Origin of the sequence: Acinetobacter sp. KB005, from assembly GCF_049949095.1 — a bacterium.
Taxonomy (GTDB): Bacteria; Pseudomonadota; Gammaproteobacteria; order Pseudomonadales; family Moraxellaceae; genus Acinetobacter; species Acinetobacter calcoaceticus.
In genome coordinates this window covers 146,351-170,169 of sequence record NZ_CP188191.1, presented here as the reverse complement: position 1 = coordinate 170,169, position 23,819 = coordinate 146,351, and the positions used below count along the sequence as shown (strand labels likewise).

At 37.8% G+C, this 23,819-nt stretch carries 21 protein-coding genes and 1 tRNA gene; 13 read left to right on the top strand and 9 right to left on the bottom strand.

The window, feature by feature from the left end; translation table 11 throughout:
• Positions 1–88: 88 nt before the first annotated feature.
• Both ACPF64_RS00840 and rutD read right to left on the bottom strand, forming a co-directional pair.
• Positions 89–676, bottom strand: a complete 588-nt coding sequence (locus ACPF64_RS00840; RefSeq protein WP_426455199.1) for a malonic semialdehyde reductase — start codon at positions 674–676, stop codon at positions 89–91.
• Positions 673–1,479: a pyrimidine utilization protein D gene (gene rutD / locus ACPF64_RS00835; RefSeq protein WP_426455197.1), complete on the bottom strand. Its 807-nt coding sequence runs from the start codon at positions 1,477–1,479 to the stop codon at positions 673–675. The genes ACPF64_RS00840 and rutD overlap by 4 nt, the downstream gene beginning before the upstream one ends.
• A gap of 174 nt (positions 1,480–1,653) precedes the next feature.
• On the opposite strand from rutD, the gene ACPF64_RS00830 reads away from it, so the two are divergent.
• The 3 genes from ACPF64_RS00830 to ACPF64_RS00820 all read left to right on the top strand — a co-directional run bounded on the left by ACPF64_RS00830 (position 1,654) and on the right by ACPF64_RS00820 (position 2,999).
• Positions 1,654–2,010: a DUF488 domain-containing protein gene (locus ACPF64_RS00830; protein WP_080027724.1), complete on the top strand. Its 357-nt coding sequence runs from the start codon at positions 1,654–1,656 to the stop codon at positions 2,008–2,010.
• Between the two features lie 91 nt (positions 2,011–2,101).
• Complete coding sequence (locus ACPF64_RS00825; RefSeq protein WP_005036305.1) at positions 2,102–2,446, top strand: zinc ribbon domain-containing protein YjdM; 345 nt, start codon at positions 2,102–2,104, stop codon at positions 2,444–2,446.
• A gap of 211 nt (positions 2,447–2,657) precedes the next feature.
• On the top strand, positions 2,658–2,999 hold the full coding sequence (locus tag ACPF64_RS00820; RefSeq protein WP_004638995.1) for a YegP family protein: 342 nt from the start codon (positions 2,658–2,660) through the stop codon (positions 2,997–2,999).
• A gap of 55 nt (positions 3,000–3,054) precedes the next feature.
• Here the strand turns inward: ACPF64_RS00820 and ACPF64_RS00815 are convergent, their stop codons facing one another.
• The 4 genes from ACPF64_RS00815 to ACPF64_RS00800 form a co-directional block, all read right to left on the bottom strand.
• The gene (locus tag ACPF64_RS00815; RefSeq protein WP_426455194.1) at positions 3,055–4,770 is read right to left on the bottom strand and encodes a proline--tRNA ligase; all 1,716 of its coding nucleotides are present in this window, start codon (positions 4,768–4,770) and stop codon (positions 3,055–3,057) included.
• Between the two features lie 58 nt (positions 4,771–4,828).
• Positions 4,829–7,927 (bottom strand): efflux RND transporter permease subunit, encoded by a 3,099-nt coding sequence (locus ACPF64_RS00810; RefSeq protein WP_426455192.1) that lies wholly within the window; start codon positions 7,925–7,927, stop codon positions 4,829–4,831.
• 15 nt (positions 7,928–7,942) lie between these two features.
• Positions 7,943–9,052 carry an efflux RND transporter periplasmic adaptor subunit gene (locus ACPF64_RS00805; RefSeq protein ID WP_426456174.1) on the bottom strand — a complete coding sequence of 370 codons (1,110 nt, stop codon included), beginning with the start codon at positions 9,050–9,052 and terminating at the stop codon, positions 7,943–7,945.
• Positions 9,053–9,120: 68 nt separating this feature from the next.
• A complete protein-coding gene (locus tag ACPF64_RS00800; RefSeq protein ID WP_045435428.1) occupies positions 9,121–9,759 on the bottom strand; it encodes a hypothetical protein in 639 nt (212 codons plus the stop codon).
• A gap of 285 nt (positions 9,760–10,044) precedes the next feature.
• On the opposite strand from ACPF64_RS00800, the gene pilG reads away from it, so the two are divergent.
• The 7 genes from pilG (at position 10,045) to ACPF64_RS00765 (ending at position 19,867) form a co-directional block, all read left to right on the top strand.
• Positions 10,045–10,428 carry a twitching motility response regulator PilG gene (pilG, locus tag ACPF64_RS00795; protein WP_000389061.1) on the top strand — a complete coding sequence of 128 codons (384 nt, stop codon included), beginning with the start codon at positions 10,045–10,047 and terminating at the stop codon, positions 10,426–10,428.
• Between the two features lie 23 nt (positions 10,429–10,451).
• Entirely contained in the window at positions 10,452–10,814 is a 363-nt protein-coding gene (locus ACPF64_RS00790) for a response regulator (protein WP_005036319.1), read from the top strand.
• Positions 10,815–10,873: 59 nt separating this feature from the next.
• Positions 10,874–11,410 (top strand): chemotaxis protein CheW, encoded by a 537-nt coding sequence (locus ACPF64_RS00785; protein ID WP_005309806.1) that lies wholly within the window; start codon positions 10,874–10,876, stop codon positions 11,408–11,410.
• Between the two features lie 42 nt (positions 11,411–11,452).
• Complete coding sequence (locus ACPF64_RS00780; RefSeq protein ID WP_426455189.1) at positions 11,453–13,534, top strand: methyl-accepting chemotaxis protein; 2,082 nt, start codon at positions 11,453–11,455, stop codon at positions 13,532–13,534.
• A gap of 148 nt (positions 13,535–13,682) precedes the next feature.
• A complete protein-coding gene (locus ACPF64_RS00775; RefSeq protein WP_426455187.1) occupies positions 13,683–18,188 on the top strand; it encodes an Hpt domain-containing protein in 4,506 nt (1,501 codons plus the stop codon).
• On the top strand, positions 18,188–18,655 hold the full coding sequence (locus ACPF64_RS00770; protein ID WP_426455185.1) for a hypothetical protein: 468 nt from the start codon (positions 18,188–18,190) through the stop codon (positions 18,653–18,655). The genes ACPF64_RS00775 and ACPF64_RS00770 overlap by 1 nt, the downstream gene beginning before the upstream one ends.
• 330 nt (positions 18,656–18,985) lie before the next feature.
• Complete coding sequence (locus ACPF64_RS00765; RefSeq protein WP_426455183.1) at positions 18,986–19,867, top strand: alpha/beta fold hydrolase; 882 nt, start codon at positions 18,986–18,988, stop codon at positions 19,865–19,867.
• Between the two features lie 132 nt (positions 19,868–19,999).
• Here the strand turns inward: ACPF64_RS00765 and dapE are convergent, their stop codons facing one another.
• The 3 genes from dapE to ACPF64_RS00750 all read right to left on the bottom strand — a co-directional run bounded on the left by dapE (position 20,000) and on the right by ACPF64_RS00750 (position 22,406).
• Entirely contained in the window at positions 20,000–21,133 is a 1,134-nt protein-coding gene (dapE, locus tag ACPF64_RS00760) for a succinyl-diaminopimelate desuccinylase (RefSeq protein WP_426455181.1), read from the bottom strand.
• A gap of 125 nt (positions 21,134–21,258) precedes the next feature.
• Entirely contained in the window at positions 21,259–21,402 is a 144-nt protein-coding gene (locus tag ACPF64_RS00755; protein WP_003655297.1) for an entericidin A/B family lipoprotein, read from the bottom strand.
• Positions 21,403–21,524: 122 nt separating this feature from the next.
• Complete coding sequence (locus ACPF64_RS00750) at positions 21,525–22,406, bottom strand: DUF1853 family protein (protein ID WP_426455179.1); 882 nt, start codon at positions 22,404–22,406, stop codon at positions 21,525–21,527.
• Positions 22,407–22,510: 104 nt separating this feature from the next.
• Between ACPF64_RS00750 and ACPF64_RS00745 the strand changes: the two genes are divergently transcribed.
• The 3 genes from ACPF64_RS00745 (at position 22,511) to ACPF64_RS00735 (ending at position 23,815) form a co-directional block, all read left to right on the top strand.
• Entirely contained in the window at positions 22,511–22,870 is a 360-nt protein-coding gene (locus tag ACPF64_RS00745) for a YbaN family protein (protein ID WP_133747777.1), read from the top strand.
• 158 nt (positions 22,871–23,028) lie between these two features.
• Entirely contained in the window at positions 23,029–23,532 is a 504-nt protein-coding gene (gene elsL / locus ACPF64_RS00740; RefSeq protein ID WP_133747778.1) for a cell wall-recycling L,D-carboxypeptidase ElsL, read from the top strand.
• Positions 23,533–23,739: 207 nt separating this feature from the next.
• A tRNA-Val gene (locus ACPF64_RS00735) sits at positions 23,740–23,815 on the top strand.
• The last annotated feature ends 4 nt before the right edge of the window (positions 23,816–23,819 follow it).

The following is a 23,819-nucleotide window of genomic DNA, read 5'->3' as shown; positions in this document are numbered from 1 at the left end:
CAGCAGAATAAAAAAGGCGACATTGAAGTCGCCGTGTAGAACTAAGGTATTTCTCTTTTGAGGTTGAAGATGGTGTTGTGGACTTTATTCATTCCACCCGACAAGCCTCTTCAAAATTTAAACGGGGGAGACGAGTATAAACTTTTTGAGGGTCGCCATAGCCAATGTTAATGATGAGATTAATATGATGATTTGTCCCTGTGAAAAATAGTTCATTAACTTGTTTCGCATCAAAACCAGACATTGGCCCAGTATCTAAACCTAAACTACGACATGCCATAATTAAATATGCAGCTTGCAATGAACTATTACGAAAGGCAGTTTCATGTGCTACGGCTTCACTTGATGTAAACCATGATTTTGCATCGGCATATGGGAATAGTTCTGGAAGTTTGTCATAAAATTTTGCATCGGTTGCAACCAAAACAGTGACGGGAGCTGTCATCGTCTTTTCTACATTGCCAGATGACAATGCTGGCTTGAGTTTTTGTTTAGCTTTCGGTGTGGTTAAAAATACAAAACGAGCAGGACTACAATTGGCAGAAGTCGGTGCCATTTTGACCAGATCATAAATTTGTTGAATTTGCTCAGGGCTGACGGCTTTGTCTAACCAGTTGCTGTGGGTTCTTGCTTCTAAAAAGAGTTGATCTAAAATATTTAATGTTTTTGCATTCATGATAAAACCTTAATGCTATGGAAAAATTGGATGAACGTTTGATTTAGTCGTTGAGATTCGGTCACTGTGGAAGCATGTGCACCAGAAGGCAAAATATTGATTTGAGCATGATCAAGTTGAGTAAACAGATCGTGTGATTTATGTACAGGAACTAAAAAATCATCTTGATTAGCAACGATATGAATAGCGGTGTCTTGCAATGCCTGTACGTGCTCTGCTTGTAATTGGAAATCCATCAACGCTTTGAGTCGGGCAAATACATTTGTCTTAGGTGGAAAGTTTTGGAGTTGAATATCTTCGGTATTTTTAATGTGACTATGATTCTGAGAAATCCATGCTGGAGGATACAAAAACAATGCCTGTGCACGCACATAGGCTTCAGTGCCTGCTGATGCTAACAATGCGATACGGGCATCAAAACATTTTTGCGTATGGGCATCTAGCTCATCCCATGCATTAATCAGTGTCAGGCTGAGCATGGTAATTGAGCTGGATTGTAGTTGCTTTGCGAGTTCCATTCCGATGATGCCACCCAAAGCATGCCCGATCATATGGAACTCATGAATTTGAAGATGTTCTAATAAGTGTAGTACTTGATTTGCCATGTCACACATATGGTAGTGTGCAGATAATAAAGCACTGTCTTGGTGACAGCCTTCTTGGTCATAAGTTACGACGTTGAAATGCGTACTCAACGATTCAAGCTGTGGACTCCAAAAACTAGCATGACCACCTAACCCAGATGACAAAATCAAATAAGGGGCGTCTTTTTGAGATGAACATGGATAAATATAATATTTCATTTTTTACCATTTGATAAAATAATAAAAAATTCAAAAGCAATTTATATGCCTGAATTAATCAAAAATGGCAAATTGAGACAATATTTTGTGCAAAAAATTTAGATTGTAGAAGCAGGCAAATCAATGTGATGATTAAGCCAATACTATTTAGATTAAGCTGAGTAGGTGTCAGAAATGGATATACACATTAAAAGAATTTATGAAAATGCTGACCCGAGTGATGGAAAGCGTATTTTAGTTGACCGTCTGTGGAGTAGGGGAATTAGCAAAGAAAATGCTCATTTAGATTTATGGCTAAAAGAAGTGGCTCCTTCAACTGAACTTCGAAAATGGTTCCATGCAGCAACGCCAGATCATTGGAAAGAGTTTAAGAAGCGTTATCTGGAGGAGCTTGAAACCAACCCAGCAGTGAAAGAGCTACAAGAGATCGCATCGAAGCATAAAGTCACGCTCTTATATTCAGCAAAAGATGTTGAAAATAACCATGCAATTATTTTGAAGGAATATTTATTAAGCAAAAACTCAAAATGAATATATAAATTTTTTTTTGGTAAAAGTGTTTTATTTAAAACTTTAAAAAATGAGTCATATCTCGCATAATATACTTTTTGAGATTTTTTTCATGTCTTTGCCAAATTGCCCAAAATGCCAATCAGAATATACTTACCAAGATGGCGACTTATTGATTTGTCCTGAATGCTCAAATGAGTGGAAAGAAGGAGATGCTTTAGCAACTGAAGAACAAGAAATTATTAAAGATGCTAATGGAAATATTTTAGCCGATGGCGACAGTGTGACTGTAGTTAAAGACTTAAAAATTAAAGGCTCATCTTCAGTGGTAAAAGTAGGCACGAAAGTAAAAACGATTCGCTTAGTTCCAGATGCAAGTGACGGTCACAATATCGATTGTAAAATTGATGGTATTGGTCAGATGAAATTAAAATCTGAATTTGTAAAAAAAGCTTAAACTGTTAATTATTATTACATTTCAGCAGAGATATATGTCTATATCTCTGCTTTTTAAATTCCTAACATCATTATAATTTTATTACGAAAAAGTATAAAAAATGGGCTGTTCAAAGAATGATTGCCCATTTATATTGTCATAAATAACAAATAACTTTCGTCCAGAATAATAACGAAAGTCATACCCACACCAACAAAAAAATGAGGTTTTTATGGCAGGATGGTACGAAATTTCACAAGCGAGTGATGGTCAATATCGCTTTATCTTAAAGGCAGGAAATGGTGAACCTATTTTAAATAGTGAGCTATATAAGGCAAAAGCCTCTGCTGTAAATGGTATTGAATCAATTCAAAAAAACAGTGGTGATGACGCGCGATATGAGCGTTTAACTGCAAAAAATGGAAAGCCTTATTTCAATTTAAAAGCTGCAAATCATCAGATTATTGGAACAAGTCAGTTCTATGCGAGTGAAGCCTCACGAGATAAAGGAATTGAGTCTGTTAAAACCAATGGTTCATCAACGACCATCAAGGACTTAACAGTTCAGGCATAAAAATTAATTTAAAAAAAAGCAGCTTCTAAAAGCTGCTTTTTTATTTATGTATTTATTAACGCGCTAACTTAGCTAAAAGTTCTTCTTTGGTTAAATTGCTCGCTTCAGCATCTCGGCGGCCTTTATATTCAAAAGTACCCGCATCAAGACCTTTTTCACCAATCACAATACGGTGTGGAATACCCATCAATTCAAGGTCAGAGAATTTAACACCCGGACGTTCGTTACGGTCATCAAGTAATACATCAAAACCTTGTGCCTGAAGCTCTGCATAAAGAGCTTCTGCTGCTTCAAGAGTACGTGGAGATTTGTGCGCATTCATTGGAACAATTGCAATTTCAAAAGGTGCAATGGCTTGTGGCCAGATAATGCCTTTGTCATCGTAATTTTGTTCAATTGCAGCTGCAACTACACGTGTTACACCAATACCGTAGCATCCCATGGTTACTGTAAATGGTTTGCCATCTTCACCTAAAACTTTACAGCCTAAAGCTTCAGAGTATTTAGTACCAAGTTGGAAAATATGGCCTACTTCAATACCACGTTTAATTTGTAGTGTGCCTTTACCATCTGGAGATGGATCGCCTTCAACTACATTACGCAAATCGAAAACTTCGGTAATTTGCGCATCACGTTCCCAGTTTACACCTACAGCATGTTTGTCAGCTTCATTTGCACCAGCAACGAAGTCTGAAAGAACAGATGCAGCGCGGTCAACAATCACGGCTAAGCCTTTTTCGACTAAACCTTGTGGACCTGTAAAGCCAGCAGTTAAACCAAATGCTTGAAGTTGTTCTTCAGTTGCAAAAGTAAGAGGCTCAGCCACTAAAGGATGCTTCTCGGCTTTAATTTCATTAAGTTCGTGGTCACCACGTACAAATAGAGCAACGACAGGAACCTGACCTTTTTCGTCAGCAACGCCTTGAACCAATAATGCTTTAACAGATTGCTTAGGATCAGCATTTAAGAACTGACATACATCATCAATCGTTTTCTGATCTGGTGTTTCAACCAATTTTAGTTCTTGAGTAGAGGCTGCACGTTCACCCACTAAAACAGCCTCAGCCATTTCAACGTTTGCTGCATAATCAGATTCAGTTGAAAATGCGATGTCATCTTCACCACTTGAAGCCAAAACGTGAAACTCATGTGAAGCTGAACCACCAATTGAACCTGTATCTGCTTGTACTGGGCGGAAGTCTAAGCCTAAGCGAGTGAAAATACGGCTGTATGTGTCGTACATCACGTCATAAGTTTCTTGTAACGATTCTTGAGTTGCATGGAAAGAATAAGCATCTTTCATGATGAACTCACGTGAACGCATTACACCAAAACGTGGACGAATTTCATCACGGAATTTGGTTTGAATTTGATAGAAATTTACAGGAAGCTGCTTATAACTTTTGAGTTCGTTACGCGCCATATCCGTAATAACTTCTTCATGCGTTGGTCCAAGTACAAATGGGTTCGCATGGCGATCTTTAAAGCGTAATAGTTCAGGACCGTATTGTTCGTAGCGACCTGATTCTTCCCAAAGACTTGCGGGTTGAGTCACGGGCATGAATACTTCCATTGCACCTGAACGGTTCATTTCTTCACGAACAATTGCATCTACTTTTTTGAGCACACGTGTTCCCATCGGCAGCCATGTATATAAACCAGATGCCAATTTACGAATCATCCCCGCACGTAACATGAGCTGGTGTGAAATCACTTCAGCATCATTTGGGGTTTCTCTCAACGTTGCAAATAAAAAGCGGCTTGCGCGCATGGAAAAAGTCCTAAAAGTTAAGCGTTATAAAAACGCAGATTATACGATAATCGCTGCATTATGACATGAATCGTCGAGTTTGACGCAGCATAAAGTTTTTCAAGTCATCTAGATAAGTGAAAATGACGGGTACAACCACAAGAGTCAATAGGGTAGAGGTAATCACTCCCCCAATCACAGCGTGAGCCATTGGTGCGCTTTGTTCACCGCCTTCGCCAAGGCCTAAAGCTAAAGGAATCATCCCCATCACCATGGCGCTTGTGGTCATTAAAATTGGGCGTAAACGGGTTTTGCCAGCTTGTAAAATAGCATCATAACGGCTGACACCCTGATCCATCGCTTTCTTAATAAAATCGATAAGCAAAATAGCGTTTTTAGTGACAAGCCCCATAAGCATGATAATGCCAATAATCGAAAACAGGTTCAGTGTGCTTTGGAGCAAGAAGAGGGCAAGGAATACGCCAATGAGTGATAATGGTAAAGAGGCCATAATCGCAGCTGGATGAATAAAGCTATTAAATTGAGAACCTAAAACAATATAGATAAATACAATCGATAGGGTAATTGCTGTTAATGCATATCCTGCAGATTCTGCCATATCGGCATTGGCACCTTGAGTGTCAAATGTATAGCCCGCAGGTAGCTTAAACGCCTTTTGCATTTTATCGATGTCTTGGCCAATATCGCCACTAGGACGCCCAGATGTATTTGCCTCAATGAGCACTTCACGCTCAAGATCACGTCGATTAATTTGTGAAGCACCAAGTTTTTCTTCAGTCGTTGCAACTGCGCTAAGTGGAACTAAAATGTTTTGCCCATTGGCATTGGTTTTATTTGAGTTGAGATATAGGTTCTGTACATCTTGCGGAAGCATACGTTTATTTTCGTTTAAACGGACATTAACGTCATAGTTTTCACCATCCCGATCTTCCCATGTTGTCACATTATCACCAGCAATTAATGGACGAATCGCATTGGCAACTTGTGAAACAGATAGGCCTAAATCACTTGCCAGTACACGATTAATATGAACACCCAAAGTTGGTTTTGGTTCTTTCAAAGAGCTTTCTAAATCAACTACACCTTTAATTTTTTCCATTTCAGCGATAAAACGATCTGAAATTTTTTGTAGTTCATTTAAGTCTGTCCCTTTAATAGAAATCATGATTGGCTTTTGCCCGCCCGAGACAGAATCTTGTGCTGCGGCAACAGACGTAACTCGAATGCCCGCTACAGTTTGCAATCGATCACGGAACTCATTATTGAGCGCATTAAGATCCTTGTTCCGCTGTTGTTTCGGCTTTAAGGTAACCCCCAAACCGGCGCGATTTTTACCAGAATCAACCCCACTATTGACAACACCATAAGTTGAAACGACATCTGGAAATTGCCTGATAATTTGGTCAACCTGATGGAGTTTTGCTTGGGTATATTCCAAAGAAGCATCTACAGGAGTTTCGAACTGAATCCGAATTTCACCTTTATCTGGGGTAGGCACAAATTCAGTTCCAATGAGTTTAGAAAGTCCTAATGCAGCAAATAATGAAGCGATTGCAATAATGACCGTAATGAAACGGAAGCGTAGAGCTAGTTTTAATAGCTTTTCATACACATGACTAAGCCGATCTAGCAAATTAGAAATATGGTCAAAAAACCGTTGTAGCCAATTATCTTTTTTCTTGACCGGATCTTTCCAGTGAGCAGAAAGCATTGGATCGAGCGTAAAGCTAATAAACATTGAAATTAGAACAGCGGTACTCACTGTTACACCAAACTGATAAAAGAAACGTCCAATCAATCCGCCCATAAAGGCAACCGGTAAAAAGACGGCCACAATAGTCAGCGTAGTTGCGAGTACAGCCAAACCAATTTCTTTTGTCCCTTCAAGGGCAGCTGTGACATGATCTTTGCCAAGTTCTGTATGTCTTACAATATTTTCCCGAACGACAATCGCATCATCAATTAATAGACCAATACTGAGTGATAGGGCTAACAGCGTCATCATGTTAATGCTAAACCCAAAAGCCCAGATAAAAGTTAGGGTTCCAAGAAGGGTAATGGGTAAGGTTAAACCTGTGATGACGGTAGAGCGGAAAGAGCCTAAAAATAATAAAACAATTAAAACTGCTAACGCGGCACCTTCAATAATGGTACGGGCAACATCTTTAATTGAAGCGCGAATGCCTTTAGAGCTATCAGCTACGACTTTATAATTTAAACCCGCAGGCATCTGAGCTTTTAACTTCTCTAAAGTTTGATAAGTTTTGTCGACGACTTGAATTACATTGGCATCGGAACTTTTTAAAATATCAATAGAGACAGCCGTTTTACCATTATAAAAAGCGCTTGATTGTAGTTCTGCTTGAGTGTCTTCAACAGTTGCGACTTGTTTTAAGAAAATCGGTGAACCATTTTTATTGGCAATCACCAAATCGCCAAATGCAAGGGGGTGAATAACCTTGGATTGAATCTGTACAACCAGTTCAGAGTTCTTTTGTTGCAAGGTTCCTGCCGGAACTTCAATATTTTCATTTTTTAACGTATTAATGACCTGATCGATGCCAATACCGTAACTTTGCAATTGTTCAGGAAGAATTTTTATTCGTATTTGTCGTTTGGCATCCCCCAATAAATTCACATTACCAACACCTGAAACGGTTTTGAGTTGAGGCACAATCCGTTTATCGACATATGAACTCAATTGAGCCAAATTCATGCTAGTAGATTCAAAGACAACAGACATAATTGGGCTAGAGGAAGGGTCGTAGCGCTGTACAATTGGTGTATCAATTTCATCACGGAACTGTGCTGCGACGGGAGCAATTTTGTCTCGAACATCTTGTGCTGCAATGGCTGAAGATGTATCAAGGTTAAACTCTGCAACGACCATTGAAAAACCTTCACTTGAACGTGAGGTAATTTGCTTAATGCCTGAAATCGTATTGATTTGATCTTCGAGTTTTTTAGTAATATCTGATTCGACCGCTTCAGGTGAAGCACCCGCATATTCTGTAGTCACTACGACGAATGGGAAATCTATATTTGGAAACTCTTCAACGGTCATCCGTTTCCAAGAAGCTAACCCGAGTACCATTAAGCTGATCATCATCATAATAGTAAAAACGGGGTATTTCACACTGATTCGAGTAAACCACATACGCTATTTGCTACCTTATTTATTTTTGTCGTTTGTAACCGTCACTTTTTTATTAATGTCGGAATCTTCAAATTGAATACGGCTCACCAGATCTGTGCTTTGCAAACCACTAACCAAAGCAATATTGTCGTTATAGCGCTGTTCAATCACTCGAATTTTAACTTTTTGGATGGTGTGATTACGTACCACCCATACAAAAGGATCATGTTGCATATTTTGAATGCTGTCTAAAGGAATCGTTTGGCCTTGATTGGTATCACTACGAAGAATATTTCCATTAATGAAAGCCCCTATGCTTAACGAATCAATTTTTTCTTTAGGAACTGCAAAAAATTCGATTTGTCGACTGTCTTGATCTGCAACAGGTGAAATACGAGTAAGCGTTGCGTTTAATTGTTTAGAATTTCCCTGAATCTGATATTGAATACTGTTACCTACTTTAAGAGCAGACTGTTGCTCAATTGGTAACTTGGCCTGTATTTCAAGTTGGTCTGGATTTACGATTTCAAATAGCGTTTGTCCAACCGATACAGTCTGACCAGGTTCTACTTGTCGTTTAGTAATCACACCTGAAATTGGACTGGTAATAATTCCGTCTTGATCAGCCTTTCGAGCAATATCAACATTCGCTTGTTGAGCTTTTACATTTTCAAGTTGGCCTTTGTAGTCAACCTGACTCTGTTCAAACTCGACACGAGCAATAAACCCTTGATTAAACAGTCTTTGCTTTCGGTGCATTAAGTTGCGTGCAAGTTCCGCTTGTGATTGAGCTGATGCAAGGTTGGCGCGCGCTTGGGCTAATCGTGCAACATTGTCCTGATTATTCAATCTCACTAAAACTTGGCCTTTTTGTACCTTTTGGCCAACATTTGTAGTTACAGTGGTCGCCGTGGCGCTCACTTGAGCCTGAATTGAACTTTGCTGAACTGCACGAATCGTTCCTGTAAAAGCAGTTTGAGAGTCAAGCGCTCCCTCTTTAACTGCAATCAGGTCTTGAGGAATGAGTTCAATTTTTGCTGGAGCTGGTGCCGTTGTTTTAGTTGTTTCTTGCTGATTACATGCAGCTAAAATCAAACATAAACTAATAATACTCAGTTTAAAAATAGTGGAAGGGGTGAGATGCATTTTGTGCATATAGCATCATCCTATAATTCAAATTTTATTTTGCCCCTATTCTTGATAAACCTTTACAGTTATTCAAGCTTTTTTAAACGTTCGATAATATTTTCATACTCGCTGTTGGTACGGTTGTAGGTCTTGGAAAGTGTTTCAAGTGTTTGTTTAACCCTGTAAATATTATTTAGATTGTTTTCAATCAACGTCTTATGGTGCTCAGGAATAACTTCTCTCTTTCTGAAATATTCCATTTCTTGACGTTTAAATAAAATTTTGTCTTCTTGTAACTGGTCGAGTTGTTCCTGTTGATAGTTAATTTGCTTCTTTATAGCAAGTAATGCTTGATCTCTTTTAATCGTGGCTGTCTTACTATTGCTATAGGCTTTTTTTAATTTGATATCTAGTTCTCTATGTCGTGCTGATAATGCTCTTTGACTTGATTGATTTAAATCAGCCTGCGCATTATAAGAATGGTTTCTTTTAATCACTTGCATATTTTGATCTAGAACTTCATAACCATAACGAATATGAGCAGGTGTGACTGATGTACTGATATTGGCCGTACCCTGTTGATCATAATAACGATACCAGACCACTTTAGAAGTATCGGCTATAGCAAGGGTGGAAGCCCAGAAAAAGAGTGAACCGAAGGAAATAATGCCTATAGATACAGACAAGCAGTTCCTATAAAAGGCATATTTCATCCAATCATTCATTGAAAATCCCCAGAAAAGAAAGCTAAATCGCTTATTTTTAAATAATTAATCTTTATTATATTAGTTATTATTTAGCTGAATAAAAATATAGTCATTATAAAAAAAATGATAATTTCAATTAAAGTGTGATGAGGTTAAAAGTTATTGTTTATAAATGAGAAAGTAGACAAAAATGCCTCATTGAAAATAGACCGTGAGATATGTTAAAAATGCTTATAAATGCGTAAAAACAAATTTAAGTTAAATTGCATTTATATTTTATATTTATTGGGGATGGAAGATTAAATGGAAGATGCATTCCAAAATCTGAAAGTAATGGTAATTGATGACTCAAAAACCATTCGCCGTACAGCCGAAACTTTATTACAGCGAGAAGGCTGTGAAGTGATTACTGCGGTGGATGGATTTGAAGCTTTGTCCAAAATTGCAGAAGCAAATCCAGATATTGTTTTTGTCGATATCATGATGCCTCGTTTAGATGGTTATCAAACTTGCGCTTTGATTAAAAACTCTCAAAATTATCAGAACATTCCCGTTATCATGCTCTCTAGTAAAGATGGTTTATTTGATCAGGCAAAAGGGCGTGTGGTAGGTTCAGATGAATACTTGACGAAACCTTTTAGCAAAGATGAATTGTTAAACGCGATTCGTAATCACGTAAGTTCATAATTAAGTAATTTAAGGGCAAAGAAATGACACGTATTCTCATTGTTGATGATTCACCAACAGAAACTTTTCGTTTTAAAGAAATTCTAACCAAGCATGGTTATGACGTACTTGAAGCATCTAATGGTGCAGATGGTGTAACTTTGGCAAAAGCAGAACAGCCTGACTTAGTGTTAATGGATGTTGTCATGCCAGGTGTAAATGGTTTTCAGGCAACACGCCAGATTACCCGTGATGAAGACACTAAGCATATTCCTGTGGTAATCGTGAGTACTAAAGATCAGGCAACTGACCGAGTATGGGGCAAGCGTCAAGGTGCAATCGACTATCTGATTAAACCTATCGAAGAAAAGCAATTGATTGATGTAATTAAACAATTTCTAAAGTAACTCATCCATCCATAAAAACATAAATAACGGGGTTATATGCCCGTTTTATAGGATCGAGTATGGCAGCGAATGGATTTATCGAGTTACTTCGTTTGTCTAAACGGGGTAATAAGAATTACGCTTCAGTTCAAAATGAAGCACAGCGATGGTCAGGAATTGCTTTTGAAATGAGAGGGCAATACTTCGTCGCACCACTTGGGGAAGTGTCAGAAGTTATCTATCCACCGAAATATACGCCAGTTCCAAATGCTCAAAGTTGGGTGAAAGGTTTGGCGAACATTCGGGGACGGTTACTTTCGGTTTCTGATTTGGCTCATTTTATTTCAGGGCAACGAAGTACATTTTCGTCTGCCCAAAAAGTGTTATGTATTAGCCATCACGACCAGTATGTGGGGTTGGTTGTGGATCAGGTCTTGGGGATTCAGCACTTTAATAAAAAAAGTTTTTTTTCTCAAAGCTTAGACTTAGAGGAAAATCTAAAAGATTATTGCCAAGGTTATTTTCACCAACATAACCAGCATTGGCATGTCTTTTTATTTAGTCGTTTATTGCAAAACCCACACTACATGAATGCATCGACAAAATTTATAAACTAATTTTTACGCTGTGAAAAACAGAGTATTTTCTGGGGAGAAGCTATGGGCTTTAAGCTTAAAAAGAAAGGCGGCAATCGTGTTGCGTCCGAAAAATCGGGTCTCAATTTTATTGCAAAAATCCAGTCGGGAATTGAGCAATACGCCAGTTTATTTGGGGAAAGTGAAAAGTCCAAGCCTATCCTTTATGTAGCGTTGTTATGTTTATTATTTGCTTTAACTTCGCTCGCTTATTTATTTTATAGCGTACCTCGACATAACGAATTAACACGTAGTTTGGGTGAGTTGCGCTTATTGTCACAAACTATTTCTAGACAGGCTACTGAAGCAACGGCTTCAGGATCACCTAAAGCCATGAAAGACTTGGCCGAATCAAATAAACTTTTTGCAGAAAATATCAAAGATGTTGAAAATATTCATGGTACATCTTCAAAAGAATACAAAAAGGTTGCGGTTCTGTGGAAAGCTTTGTCGTATGACATTAACTTGATCTCGTCACATCAGGACGTAATTAATCAGTTATACAACATGAATATCTCGATTAGTGACTCTATTCCAGAGATTCAGGCTGAATATAACTTGATGGTCGATAAGATGGTTCGCGAAAAAGCACCGAGTAGTCAGGTGATTATTGCTAAGAACCAAGTATTTATTGCAGAACGTATTTTACGTTCTATTAACACCGTTTTAGTTGGTTCAGAAAATTCTCAGACCTCAGCACATGACTTTGGTGTCGATATTGAGACCTTCGGTGTGTATTTAAATGCACAGCTAAACGGAAATGCTGAATTGGGTGTTGCTAGAGTTGAGTCTCCAGAAGTACGTGAATCTTTGGAAGGTATTAAATCTGAATATGATCAAGTTTTAAAATCTGCAGCGGCATCAGTTCTTAAACATACAGATCAGATTGTAAACGTACGTCAATCATCAGGTGAGATCTTCTCGGAATCTGATGAAATGTTATCTGTATTGGGTGATCTTTCTAAGCAAACACAGTATGGTTGGAAAGCCTTTGTTTTAGTTGCGCTTCTTACATTATCACTTATTGGTTTAATTAGCTCAGTCTTAAAGCTTTTATCACTTCGTAGTAAGGCGGATAAACAACGTGTAGCTACCTTACAAGAAGAATATGACCGTAACCAAAACGCGATTTTACGTTTACTAGATGAAATTGCCGACTTGGCAGATGGTGACTTGCGTTCATATGCAACGGTATCTGAGGACTTTACAGGAGCGATTGCCGACTCGATTAACTTCGCGATTGACCAATTACGTGATCTTGTATCCCGAATTCATGAAACTTCTCAGGAAGTTGCCCGCTATACGCATGATACACAAAATATTACTAACCAGTTGGCAGAAGCATCAGAGCATCAGGCACAAGAAATTGCTGGCGCATCAACCGCAATGAATGAAATGGCGCAATCAATTGACCAAGTATCTTCAAATGCATCTGAATCTACCGAAGTAGCAGAACGTTCGGTACAAATTGCTTCTAATGGAGCACAAGTAGTAAACCGTTCAATTGAAGGTATGGACACGATTCGTGAACAGATTCAGGAAACCTCTAAACGTATTAAACGTTTGGGTGAGTCTTCACAAGAAATTGGTAACATCGTATCGTTAATTAATGACATTGCGGACCAAACAAACATTCTTGCATTAAATGCAGCAATTCAAGCATCTATGGCAGGTGAAGCAGGGCGTGGTTTTGCCGTGGTTGCAGACGAAGTACAGCGTCTTGCAGAACGTTCTGCATCGGCAACTAAACAGATCGAAACTCTGGTTAAAACAATTCAGACCGATACGAATGAAGCTGTTATTTCAATGGAACAAACAACCACTGAGGTTGTGCGCGGAGCGAACTTGGCAAAAGATGCAGGTATTGCCTTGGACGAGATTCAAAAAGTATCTGGTGACTTGGCAAACTTGATGGCCAACATTTCTGATGCAGCAAAACTTCAGTCTGCATCTGCGAGTCACATTGCGACAACCATGACAGTCGTACAAGAAATTACTTCGCAAACGACAACTGCAACATTCGATACAGCGCGTTCTGTTTCTGAATTAGCAAATATGGCAGAGTCATTACGTGAATCGGTAACCGACTTTAAATTACCTGATTAAATTGGGGACGAGGATAGCTGTTTCTATACTAGCTATTCTTCTAAAAAGTATTAACAACACCAGATAAATATTGGGGACACAGCTATTTATCTGGTGTTGACTCTGTCGTTTTTCTCCATTTAGGGGACAAGCAAAAGAAGCCTTTGCTATGAAAGAAATATTAAAAACTTTAACTGAAGCAATGATGCTACCGGAAGATAGCTATTCTCAACAAGATGCTGAATTTCTTGATATCTTCGTTGAAGAAATTGAAGAAATTTTTGTTGAATTGCAATCTTTGATTCATGAATGGATGCAATCTAAAAATGTTGCTACGCTGACTGAAATCCGTCGCCATTTTCATACCTTGAAAGGTTCGGGGCGAATGATTGCAGCGAAATCCTCTGCTGAGCTTGCTTGGACTGTAGAAGATACGCTTAATCGGGTAATCAATGAGAGTCTCACATTAACTCCTAACATCCAACAATATGTTCAGTTGGTATTTAAGTTCTATTTCTTTAAATTAGTAGATGACTTTAAATCTAAAAAGGAACATGTAGTAGATTTTAGACCTCTTATTTTATTGGGACAACAATTACAACAGCAGCAAAGTCTAGAGCCTGCTTTAGAAGAACTTTTATTATTGTCGGATACTCTCACTGAGGAAACTAAGACTGGTTTAGAGGTGGATGATTTAGGACCGGAATCAGATAATTTAATTCTAGAAACTGCCATAGAAAGTGAACATAACCTTGCTGAAACCTTAGTTTTATTTATGGAAGAAGCGGAGGAGCACTTAGCGACCATCGATCAGTTCTTAGAACAAGAAATACATCAGCATGAGAGTTACAATGCATTAATCCGTGCATTACATACGTTGCGCGGCAGCTCAGCAATGGCTCAGGTAGAAGCAATTTTTGATGCTAGTACTAAAGTTGAGCATTTATTTAAAATCCTATTACAAGAAGAGCTATCTTCTCATTCAGAAGAAATTTTACTACTCCGTGATTACCGTCAATTTATTCGAAATTGTTTAGATCTATTGGCTGCGCAATGCTCTAATGAGCAATTAGACTCTAACCTGAAACAGTTCAATCAGGTTTGGGATGCTTATATGGAACAACATGGGGAGCATGCGAGCCCGCTCACGCCTCCACATGGTTTAGTATCTCAGCTGTTACAGCTCGATGTTTCAGAATTACTTGATGCAGAGTTAGATTTTGAGAAAGGAATTCGTTCTGAGTTTCCTCATTATATTGAACGTTTAAGTGAACAAGCTGATTTGTTATTGCAACATACTCAGTCGCAGGCCATGGTTGGTTTATATGAATATACGAACCAGCTGAAAGATAGCTATGACGTATTGCTTGATCGACCTGATTTATTGCAATCAGATTATGTTTTTGAAATTTATCAGAAAGCACATCAACAATTAATTCAGTTATTTGATGCATTAGCTGCGGGTCAAAGAGTTAGTATTATTGAACAACACCAAAATGTTTTGGAAGAGCTAAAACTATATACCCAATATATTCCAAGCCTTAATTCTGAACCATTAGAAAGTCATCAGGAAGTTGTTGAGTCGCTATTTAGTGCTGATGTAGAACAAACAGCAAATGAATCTTCAGCATCTATCGAAAGTATACTAACTGATCATGTAGTCATGAGTCAGAGTGTGCATTTAGATCGCCAGTTCATGTCTACTGAGCACGTAAACCGTTATTTTGATCCAGAACTGTTAGATATTTTTCTTGAAGAAGCCGATGAGTTGCTTGAAGGAATGGATACAGATCTTAATATTTGGGTTAATGATCAAGAGAACTTTGCTGCTCTTAATAATCTGATGCGCTATTTGCATACCTTAAAAGGTGGGGCAAATATGATTCAGGCAAATTATATTGGTTTAATTGCACATGAGTTAGAAAGTATTTATGAGCGTCTAATTCAAAGACAGTTAATTATTTCATCTGCTCTCATCGATTTTATCCGTTTGGTTCAAGATGATTTAGCTGATCGCCTACAAATAGTACGTGAACAGCACCTAGATTATGCTGCTTCTCATACTATTAAAGCGCTTAAGAATGCAGGTAAGGTATATAATTCACTCGGATCTGCTGCTAAAGAGATGCAAGCAGAGTCTGAAACAGATGTTATACCGGAATCAAATTTTGAAGTATTACAACAAGAAGCTATACACAATACTGCGTTAAATCTCGATGAGTTAACGTCTAATTTTGAGCAGATTGTTGAGTCTAATAATAGACTTGTTGAGTACACAGAATTACAAGTTTTTGATGCAGAAGGCTATACAGACAGTATCCAAGATCAGGATATTGACTCTGTTGTCGAGCAGACATTTATGGAGGAAGCGGCCGAGCTGTTAGAGATGGCCGATCACCTATTAAGGCAGTGGTTTGAGCAGCGTACCAATCGTAGTATCTTGCTTCAGCTACAAAGGGCTGTGCACAGCTTGAAGGGTGGTTCCCGTATGGTGGGACTTGAAACCGTACAAGCGATTGCTTATCAACTTGAAAACGCTTTTGAAAAATTTGCGCTTTATCATTTTAGCTCAAATATTTATGACAACTTGCTAGAGAGTGCGATTGTTTGGTTAAAAGAGGCAATTTTCAAGCAAAATTATCAACATTTCGATGGTTTACAACAAAGTTTAGAAAATATTCAGTTTATTGAAACTGCAATACAAATTCCAAGTAAGTTGACCAGAACTGATCTATTTAGCACTGAACCTGTAATGAGCTTTGTGCAAGGTGATGGGGCAGAACCACCGCCAATGATGGGGGCATGGGAACAAACGCGACATCTTGAACAAAATAATGAGATGATCCGGGTTTCGGCAGATTTAATTGAGAAAATGATTGATTTGTCTGGTGAAAATTCGATTAACCGTTCACGAATTGAAATGGATCTCAGTCAATTTGGTCATACGTTAGTCGAAATGGAATTAGCCATTCAACGACTAGCAGACCAGTTACGTCGAATGGAAGGCGAATTAGAAAGTCAGATTATTGCAAAACACGGTATTGAGCACTCTCGTTATACAGAATTTGATCCTCTAGAGATGGACCAATATTCTTCATTGAATCAATTATCGAAATCACTTGCCGAATCTGCATCAGATTTAGTGGATTTTAAAAATACATTATCCGAAAAAATCAGAGACACCGAAAGTTTGCTGGTACAGCAATCACGTATTCAGGCCGAAATTCAAGAAGGCCTAATGCGAACACGATTAGTACCATTTTCTCGATTGCTACCTCGTTTACAAAGAATTGTGAGGCAGACTTCTACTGCATTGGATCGACCAGCAGAGCTTTTTGTTAATAATACCGAAGGTGAATTAGACAGGACAATGCTAGAACGTTTGGTTACACCACTTGAGCACATGCTTCGAAATGCGATTGACCATGGTTTAGAAGATCGTGTGCAACGTGAACAAGCGCGAAAACCAGAAACTGGACGTATTGAACTGAATATTCATCGTCAAGGTACGGATGTTGTTGTTACATTTAAAGATGATGGCCGAGGTATTGATATCGAGAAGGTCCGTCAAAAGGCCCTATTGTCTGGTTTGATTAATCCTGAACAAGTATTAGAACATCAAGATATTTTACAGTTGATTTTCCATCCAGGGTTAAGTACAGCCGATCAAGTCACTCAGATTTCAGGTCGTGGTGTAGGACTAGATGTTGTACAAAGTGATATTAAAGCTTTGGGCGGACATGTGAGTGTGGACTCTGTGTATGGGCAAGGAACAATCTTTACAATACGCGTTCCAACCACAGTAGCTGTTAGTGATGCCTTAATGGTTAAAGTGGCTGATCAACAATTTGCAATTCCATTGGCTCAAATTGATCGAATTGTTCGAGTTTCACCAACATCATTAGAACAGTATTTTGGAAGCGCACAAGAATTCTTTGAATTTGAAAATAAACGCTATCCATTACGTTATTTATCTGAGTTTGTTGGTAATCAACCAATTCCACGTTTAAGCGGGATGATGTATTCATTACCAGTATTAATGATTAAGACCAATAATGGACAAACAATTGCATTATTGGTTGATCAGCTTATTGGTTCACGTGCGCAGATTGTGGTCAAGCCAATCGGGCAGCAGTTCTCTAGTATTGGTGCGATTGCAGGCGCAACTATTTTAGGTGATGGTCAAGTTTGTCTAATTTTAGATGGACAAAATATTGCTCGCCAAATTCAATCTACCCGCCGACATAAGCAGCTTAATGAAGCTATCTATAGACAACGTGAGTCTGATGAACGCCGTCTCATTATGATTGTGGATGACTCTGTCACAGTCCGTAAGGTAACGACTCGTTTACTCGAACGTCAGGGCTATGACGTAGTCACTGCTAAAGATGGTATTGATGCAATTGAGCAGTTGGAAAATATTAAACCAGATCTGATGCTACTTGATATCGAAATGCCGCGAATGGATGGCTTTGAAGTACTTAACCTCGTACGACATCATGATCTACATCAAGATATGCCAGTCATTATGATTACATCTAGAACTGGCGAAAAACACCGTGAACGAGCATTTACTTTAGGGGTTAACCAATACATGGGTAAACCTTTCCAAGAAGAAGACTTACTTCACAATATTGATGCTTTTTTCACGACACGTGAAGAGGAACTTGCCTAATGAATAGTCATATCAGTACATCTTTAATTAATGAAATGGATCAGCAAGAACTTCAACATTTAATTACTGTTTCAACTGGTTTTATTGATGCATATATTATTGAATGTGATCAGCAAGTGCCGATGCTATTACCACAAAACATAGTGTTATCAGCTATGGACGTTAAAAATGGTATCAAGCATATTGAATGGCATGATGTAAAACTTCCAGTCTATACAGTACATAATGAAATTGATTCGCGAGCGGTGGCATTAGTTATTGAAAGTGAAGATATCAGCCAACGTTTTGCACTCATATGTAAATCGATGCCAGTTTCAGTTCGTCTGCGTATTTCTGAAGTCGTAGATGAAAACGAAGATATACAGGACTCTTTAAAGCACCCAACTGTATTTAAATATGTGCGTATGGAGAATCAGCGCTACCACGTCCCTAATTTGCAATATATCCAAAATTCGCTTCACTTATAAAAAAAAAGGAACTCAATTTGAGTTCCTTTTTTTGTAAGAAATAGGTGAAATTCTTTTATAAGAGATGGGGTAGCTCACAGTTTTACAAAAAAATAATCCTGAAGTAATTGCTTTATATATATTGTGAATTTATATTTTATATGTGTTCCAATGTTAAAATATTAGTTCTGAAATTTAGAAAATTAATAATATTTAGTTTTAATAGGCTCTACTATTAAATTTAGTATTTTAAGAAAGGAAGTAAATTATAACTAAAGAGTAGTTTTGAATTTTACCACATCAAATATGGGAAATAATCTATAACAAACTCTTTGCAATAGTAGAAAATAAATGTCAATTAATAAAGAGCTGCATATTTTAGAGACAGAGGATCGTGGTGAGTTTGCATTGTGGGAAATTTCAAATAGAAAAGATTCTCTGACAAAAAAAGAAGCAATTTTTTTATCTCATGGTGCATTTTCAGACAAAACTGTTTGTATGGGTATCGCAGGTTATTTGGCAAGTCATGGTTATGTATGTTTTATTTTAGAATGGCGAGGGCATGGCGCTAGCCCAAAAACAGATGTACCCTTTAATTTTGAAACAGTGGCTTTATACGAATATAAAGCTGCGTTTAACTATATTTATAATCATTTAAATATATCATCTTTACACTGTGTAACGCATAGTGGAGGAGGGCTATGTTTAACAATGTTCTTGATTAATCATTCTGAATATTTAAATCTTATTCAAAGTATTACTTTTGTCGCTTGCCAAGCATTTGGAGCAGTAAATAGCCCTTTTGATTTTCTTAAGTTACTTTCTGCAAAACTGGTTGTTAAAAGTCTAGGACAGATCCCTGCTAGTAAATTTAAGTTGGGAGGAGTAAATGAAACCTATTATACGATGAGACCATGGTTTAACTGGAATTTAAATCAGAATTTTATAAGTGATTTTAAAGATATTGATTATAGAAAATTTATGGCCTCTATTAGAGTTCCGATATATTCCATCTGTGGTACTGGGGATAAGTTCATTGCGCCAGTAAAAGGATGCTATGAATATTTGGAAGCATTTGAAAATGAAAATAATATATTCCGTGAGTTTGGACTTTCTAATAATAATCTAGAAAATTATTCTCACAGTAGAATCGCACTTAGCCAAAATGCTGCTAAGGAAGTCTGGCCCACTATATTGCAGTGGATAGATAAGCATTCAGAAGATGCTCTTTAAGTATCTTGTAAAACGCCAACTATCTGGATTAGTGAATACGAATCGTATTCTAAGATTCTAAAAGATAACAATTTAAGATAAGAAAAAGCATCCTAAAGAGGATGCTTTTTTTATTCATTGAACTTTAATATTTTAAGCTAATAAATTTTCTAAAATTTGCTCATAAATATCAGTGAGTGGATCGAGGTCATGTACGTCAACATGTTCATTAATTTGATGAATTGTTGCGTTAAGAACGCCTAACTCCAATACTTGTGCGCCTGTTGGAGCAATAAAACGTCCGTCAGAAGTACCACCACTTGTTGAAAGCTCAGTTTCAGTGCTAGTTACATTTAAAATCGCAGTTTGAGCCGCATTAACGAGTTCACCAACTGGAGTCAGGAAAGGTAAACCAGAGAGATTCCAAACGATTTCATACTGTAAACCGTGTTTATCTAAAATCTCATGAACACGTTGTTTAAGCTGTTCAGCAGTCACTTCTGTTGAATAACGGAAGTTAAAAGTAACTTCTAAAGTACCTGGAATTACGTTGGTTGCACCAGTTCCAGCATGAATATTTGAAATCTGAAATGATGTTGCTGGGAAATATTCATTTCCATTATCCCAAACAGTTTGGCATAGCTCTGTTAAAGCAGGTGATGCTTCGTGAATTGGGTTTAGTGCTAAATGTGGATAAGCCACATGGCCTTGTTTACCTTGGACCTTTAATACAGCATTGAGGGAACCACGACGCCCATTTTTAACAATATCACCTAATTTATGAGTACTTGAGGGTTCGCCGACCAAACACCATTTAATTTTTTCATTACGTTCTTCAAGAGTCTCAATAACCTTGACCGTACCGTTAACCGCAGGACCTTCTTCATCAGAAGTAATCAGAAATGCGATAGATCCTTTATGGTCTGGGTGTTTTGCTACAAAACGCTCAGATGCGACAACCATAGCTGCCAAAGCTGTCTTCATATCTGCCGAACCGCGACCATATAATTTTCCATCGCGTATTTCAGGTGCAAATGGGTCTGAATTCCATGCTTCTAATTTACCTGTCGGGACTACGTCAGTATGACCTGCAAAACAAAATACAGGTTCTTCAGTTCCACGACGTGCCCAGAGATTATCTACCTCACCAAAACGCATTGGTTCAATATGAAAACCAACTTGGCTTAAACGGTCTGCCATGATGGTCTGGCAAGTGTGATCAATTGGAGTAACAGAAGGTTGTTGTAAAAGTTCTAGGCTAAGCGAGAGAGTATCTGAATGGTTCATACCGGAAATTGCGTGCTGATCAGGTGAAATATAGTCCGATATAATAGGCGAATCTCTACCTGATGGGTACGTAAAAATAAAAAAACCTTATCGGAATGATAAGGTTTTTTAGTGACAACTCTAACTTACATTTTATCTTGTGTTTTTTCAGCAGTATTCGTTACAGCATCACCTGCTTTAGAAACATCTTTACCAAAACCCTTAAACGTATTACAGCCTGTTAAAACAACAGCAATCATTACAGAAGCAGCTAAAACTTTTTTCATCATTTTCTCCGTTTAAATTTAATAATGAAGTAAATTTAGATTAAAAAACAAACGGAAAAAGAAACATGACTGTTTAATAGTAAAAACGTTATAAAATGTGTCTAGAATCTTAAATTTATTGTTAATTATTTAAATTTCTGAATGTTGGACTTCAATTTTAAGTGTGAAGGGTGTCTAAACATAAAAAACTGAACCTCCTGACCACTTTTACAATATAAGCCGTCTGTCCACCAATGTGCTGGGGCGGAACTAGGCTGTTTATTTGGGCACAGCCATTCATGCCTTTCTAATCGATAAAAAGAAGAATGAGGAACTGTGGTGCCCCAATATCCCAAACGACGTTTTAAATTGACCCATTCAGGTAGGGGCTGCTGCAAATTTAAATCTAAAGGGAGATAAAGTTGTCCCTTTAAGACTGCAAAGCGTTGATGAATTTCAAAGTTTAATGCTTCAAGAAATTGAAATTGTTTGTTGGTAAAGTGGTAAAGCTTTTTGCTTAAAGTATCCTGACGGTTCAGGCCAATCCATTGTTCTAAATGTAAATCTGCCTCACCGAGATAATATTTTAAGGCGACCTCCCAATGTTCAATTTTTTGAGTGTCTTTATTTAAAATTAAAAAATCCAGCTCGCCTAATGTTTTTGCCCCCTCAATTTTTTGAATACTATGTCCCAATAATTGATAGGGATGGTACTGATCCTCTTGTAGCCAAAACCAGAGTAGATGCTCAAAGCGCAAACCTAAACGTGTACTTTTAAGCTGAGATAAAAACTGAATTAAAGGCTCTGGGGACTGATCGAGCTCTTTTAAACGTGGAAAATAATTTTGAAAATGACTTTCCCATACTTCGGTTGGATGTAGCTTAAAATGATGTTGTATAAATAGACTTTTTGGTAGTTGGGAAAGTAAATTTGGACTAGCAATACAAAATGCCAGCTGTCGAACTATAGGATGTTGAAATTGTAGCCATGGTTCGAAATAGGAGGTTTTAACTGAGGCAATATTCATACATTTAATACTCGAAGTAATTCATCCTAATTTCATAACGGATCAACAAAAAAACATTAGAAAAACACTTTATACTAACGCCAACAGCAGGTTAAGGTTTATATATGCGAACATTGTTCTGGCGCTCTTTAGTCGTGATTTTTATCACGCTAGGCATTATTGGAGCAATTTTACCAGGTATGCCGACAACAGTGTTTTTGATTCTGGCTGCTTGGGCTGCTTCAAAAGGTTGGCCACAAATGGATGATTGGTTGTTAAATCACCCTAAATATGGACCAACATTACGTAATTGGCGAGCCAATGGCACAGTACCTCGTAAAGCGAAGTGGATTGCAAGCATAATGATGGCAATTAGCGGAATTATAATGCTATTTACTTCAGCGCCACTTTTGGTCAAGGTTTTTACTGATATTACTATGTTCATCGTTGCAGTTTGGTTATGGCTACGCCCTGAGCCAAAATAAAAGATTGATAATCTTTTATTTTGGCGCAAGACAAGCTGTGAAACTGCGCGTAGATAAAAGAAGATTGATAATCTTTTATTTTCAATGCAAGAGAAGCCCTTACAATAATTTTTTAGCTAAACTCAAAATATTTGAGTTGATATAAGAGAATAAGTTCAATGTCTCAATTTAAGTTCGAAGATGCTGATGTTCTCATCGATTTAGCAAACCAAACATTAACTTTACCTAAACATAATAAGTTTTATGTCATTTCTACAGGAAAGAATGGAATTGGTGAGCAGGAAAACACGGGTAGAACACCACGTGGATGGCATAGAGTGGCGAAGAAAATTGGTGCAGAGTCTCCCAAAAATGCAGTTTTTATCGCACGTAAGCCAACAGGGGAGGTTTATAGCACTGAGTTAGCTGCTCAATATCCTGAACGAGACTGGATACTTTCTCGTATTCTCTGGTTAGATGGCCTAGAGACTGGGTTTAATAAAGGGGAAGGCCACGACACTATGCAACGTTATATCTACATTCATGGAACTCCAGACACGCAACCAATGGGGGTGCCAATGTCACATGGGTGTGTTCGAATGCGTAATGAAGAAATCATTGAGCTATTTGATTTAGTTGCTGAAGATGCATTAGTTTATTTATCTGAACAATCTTTAACCTGAGTGCGAGTTTTCTCTATTCTTAGTTAGCGGTGTAAATGCAGAAAATATTGAAATAAGTGTTTAAATAAAATACAAAAAATTGTTTTTTACTTAATAATGACTTATTTTTAATCATTCATTCGCATTTTTTTAAAAAGAAGTCGAAAAGCGTTTGACACCTGTTAAAGATTCTCTATAATGCACCTCACAAACGATGAAGACGTTAAAGGGCGCTTAGCTCAGTTGGTAGAGCGTCTGCCTTACAAGCAGAATGTCGGCGGTTCGATCCCGTCAGCGCCCACCAAGCC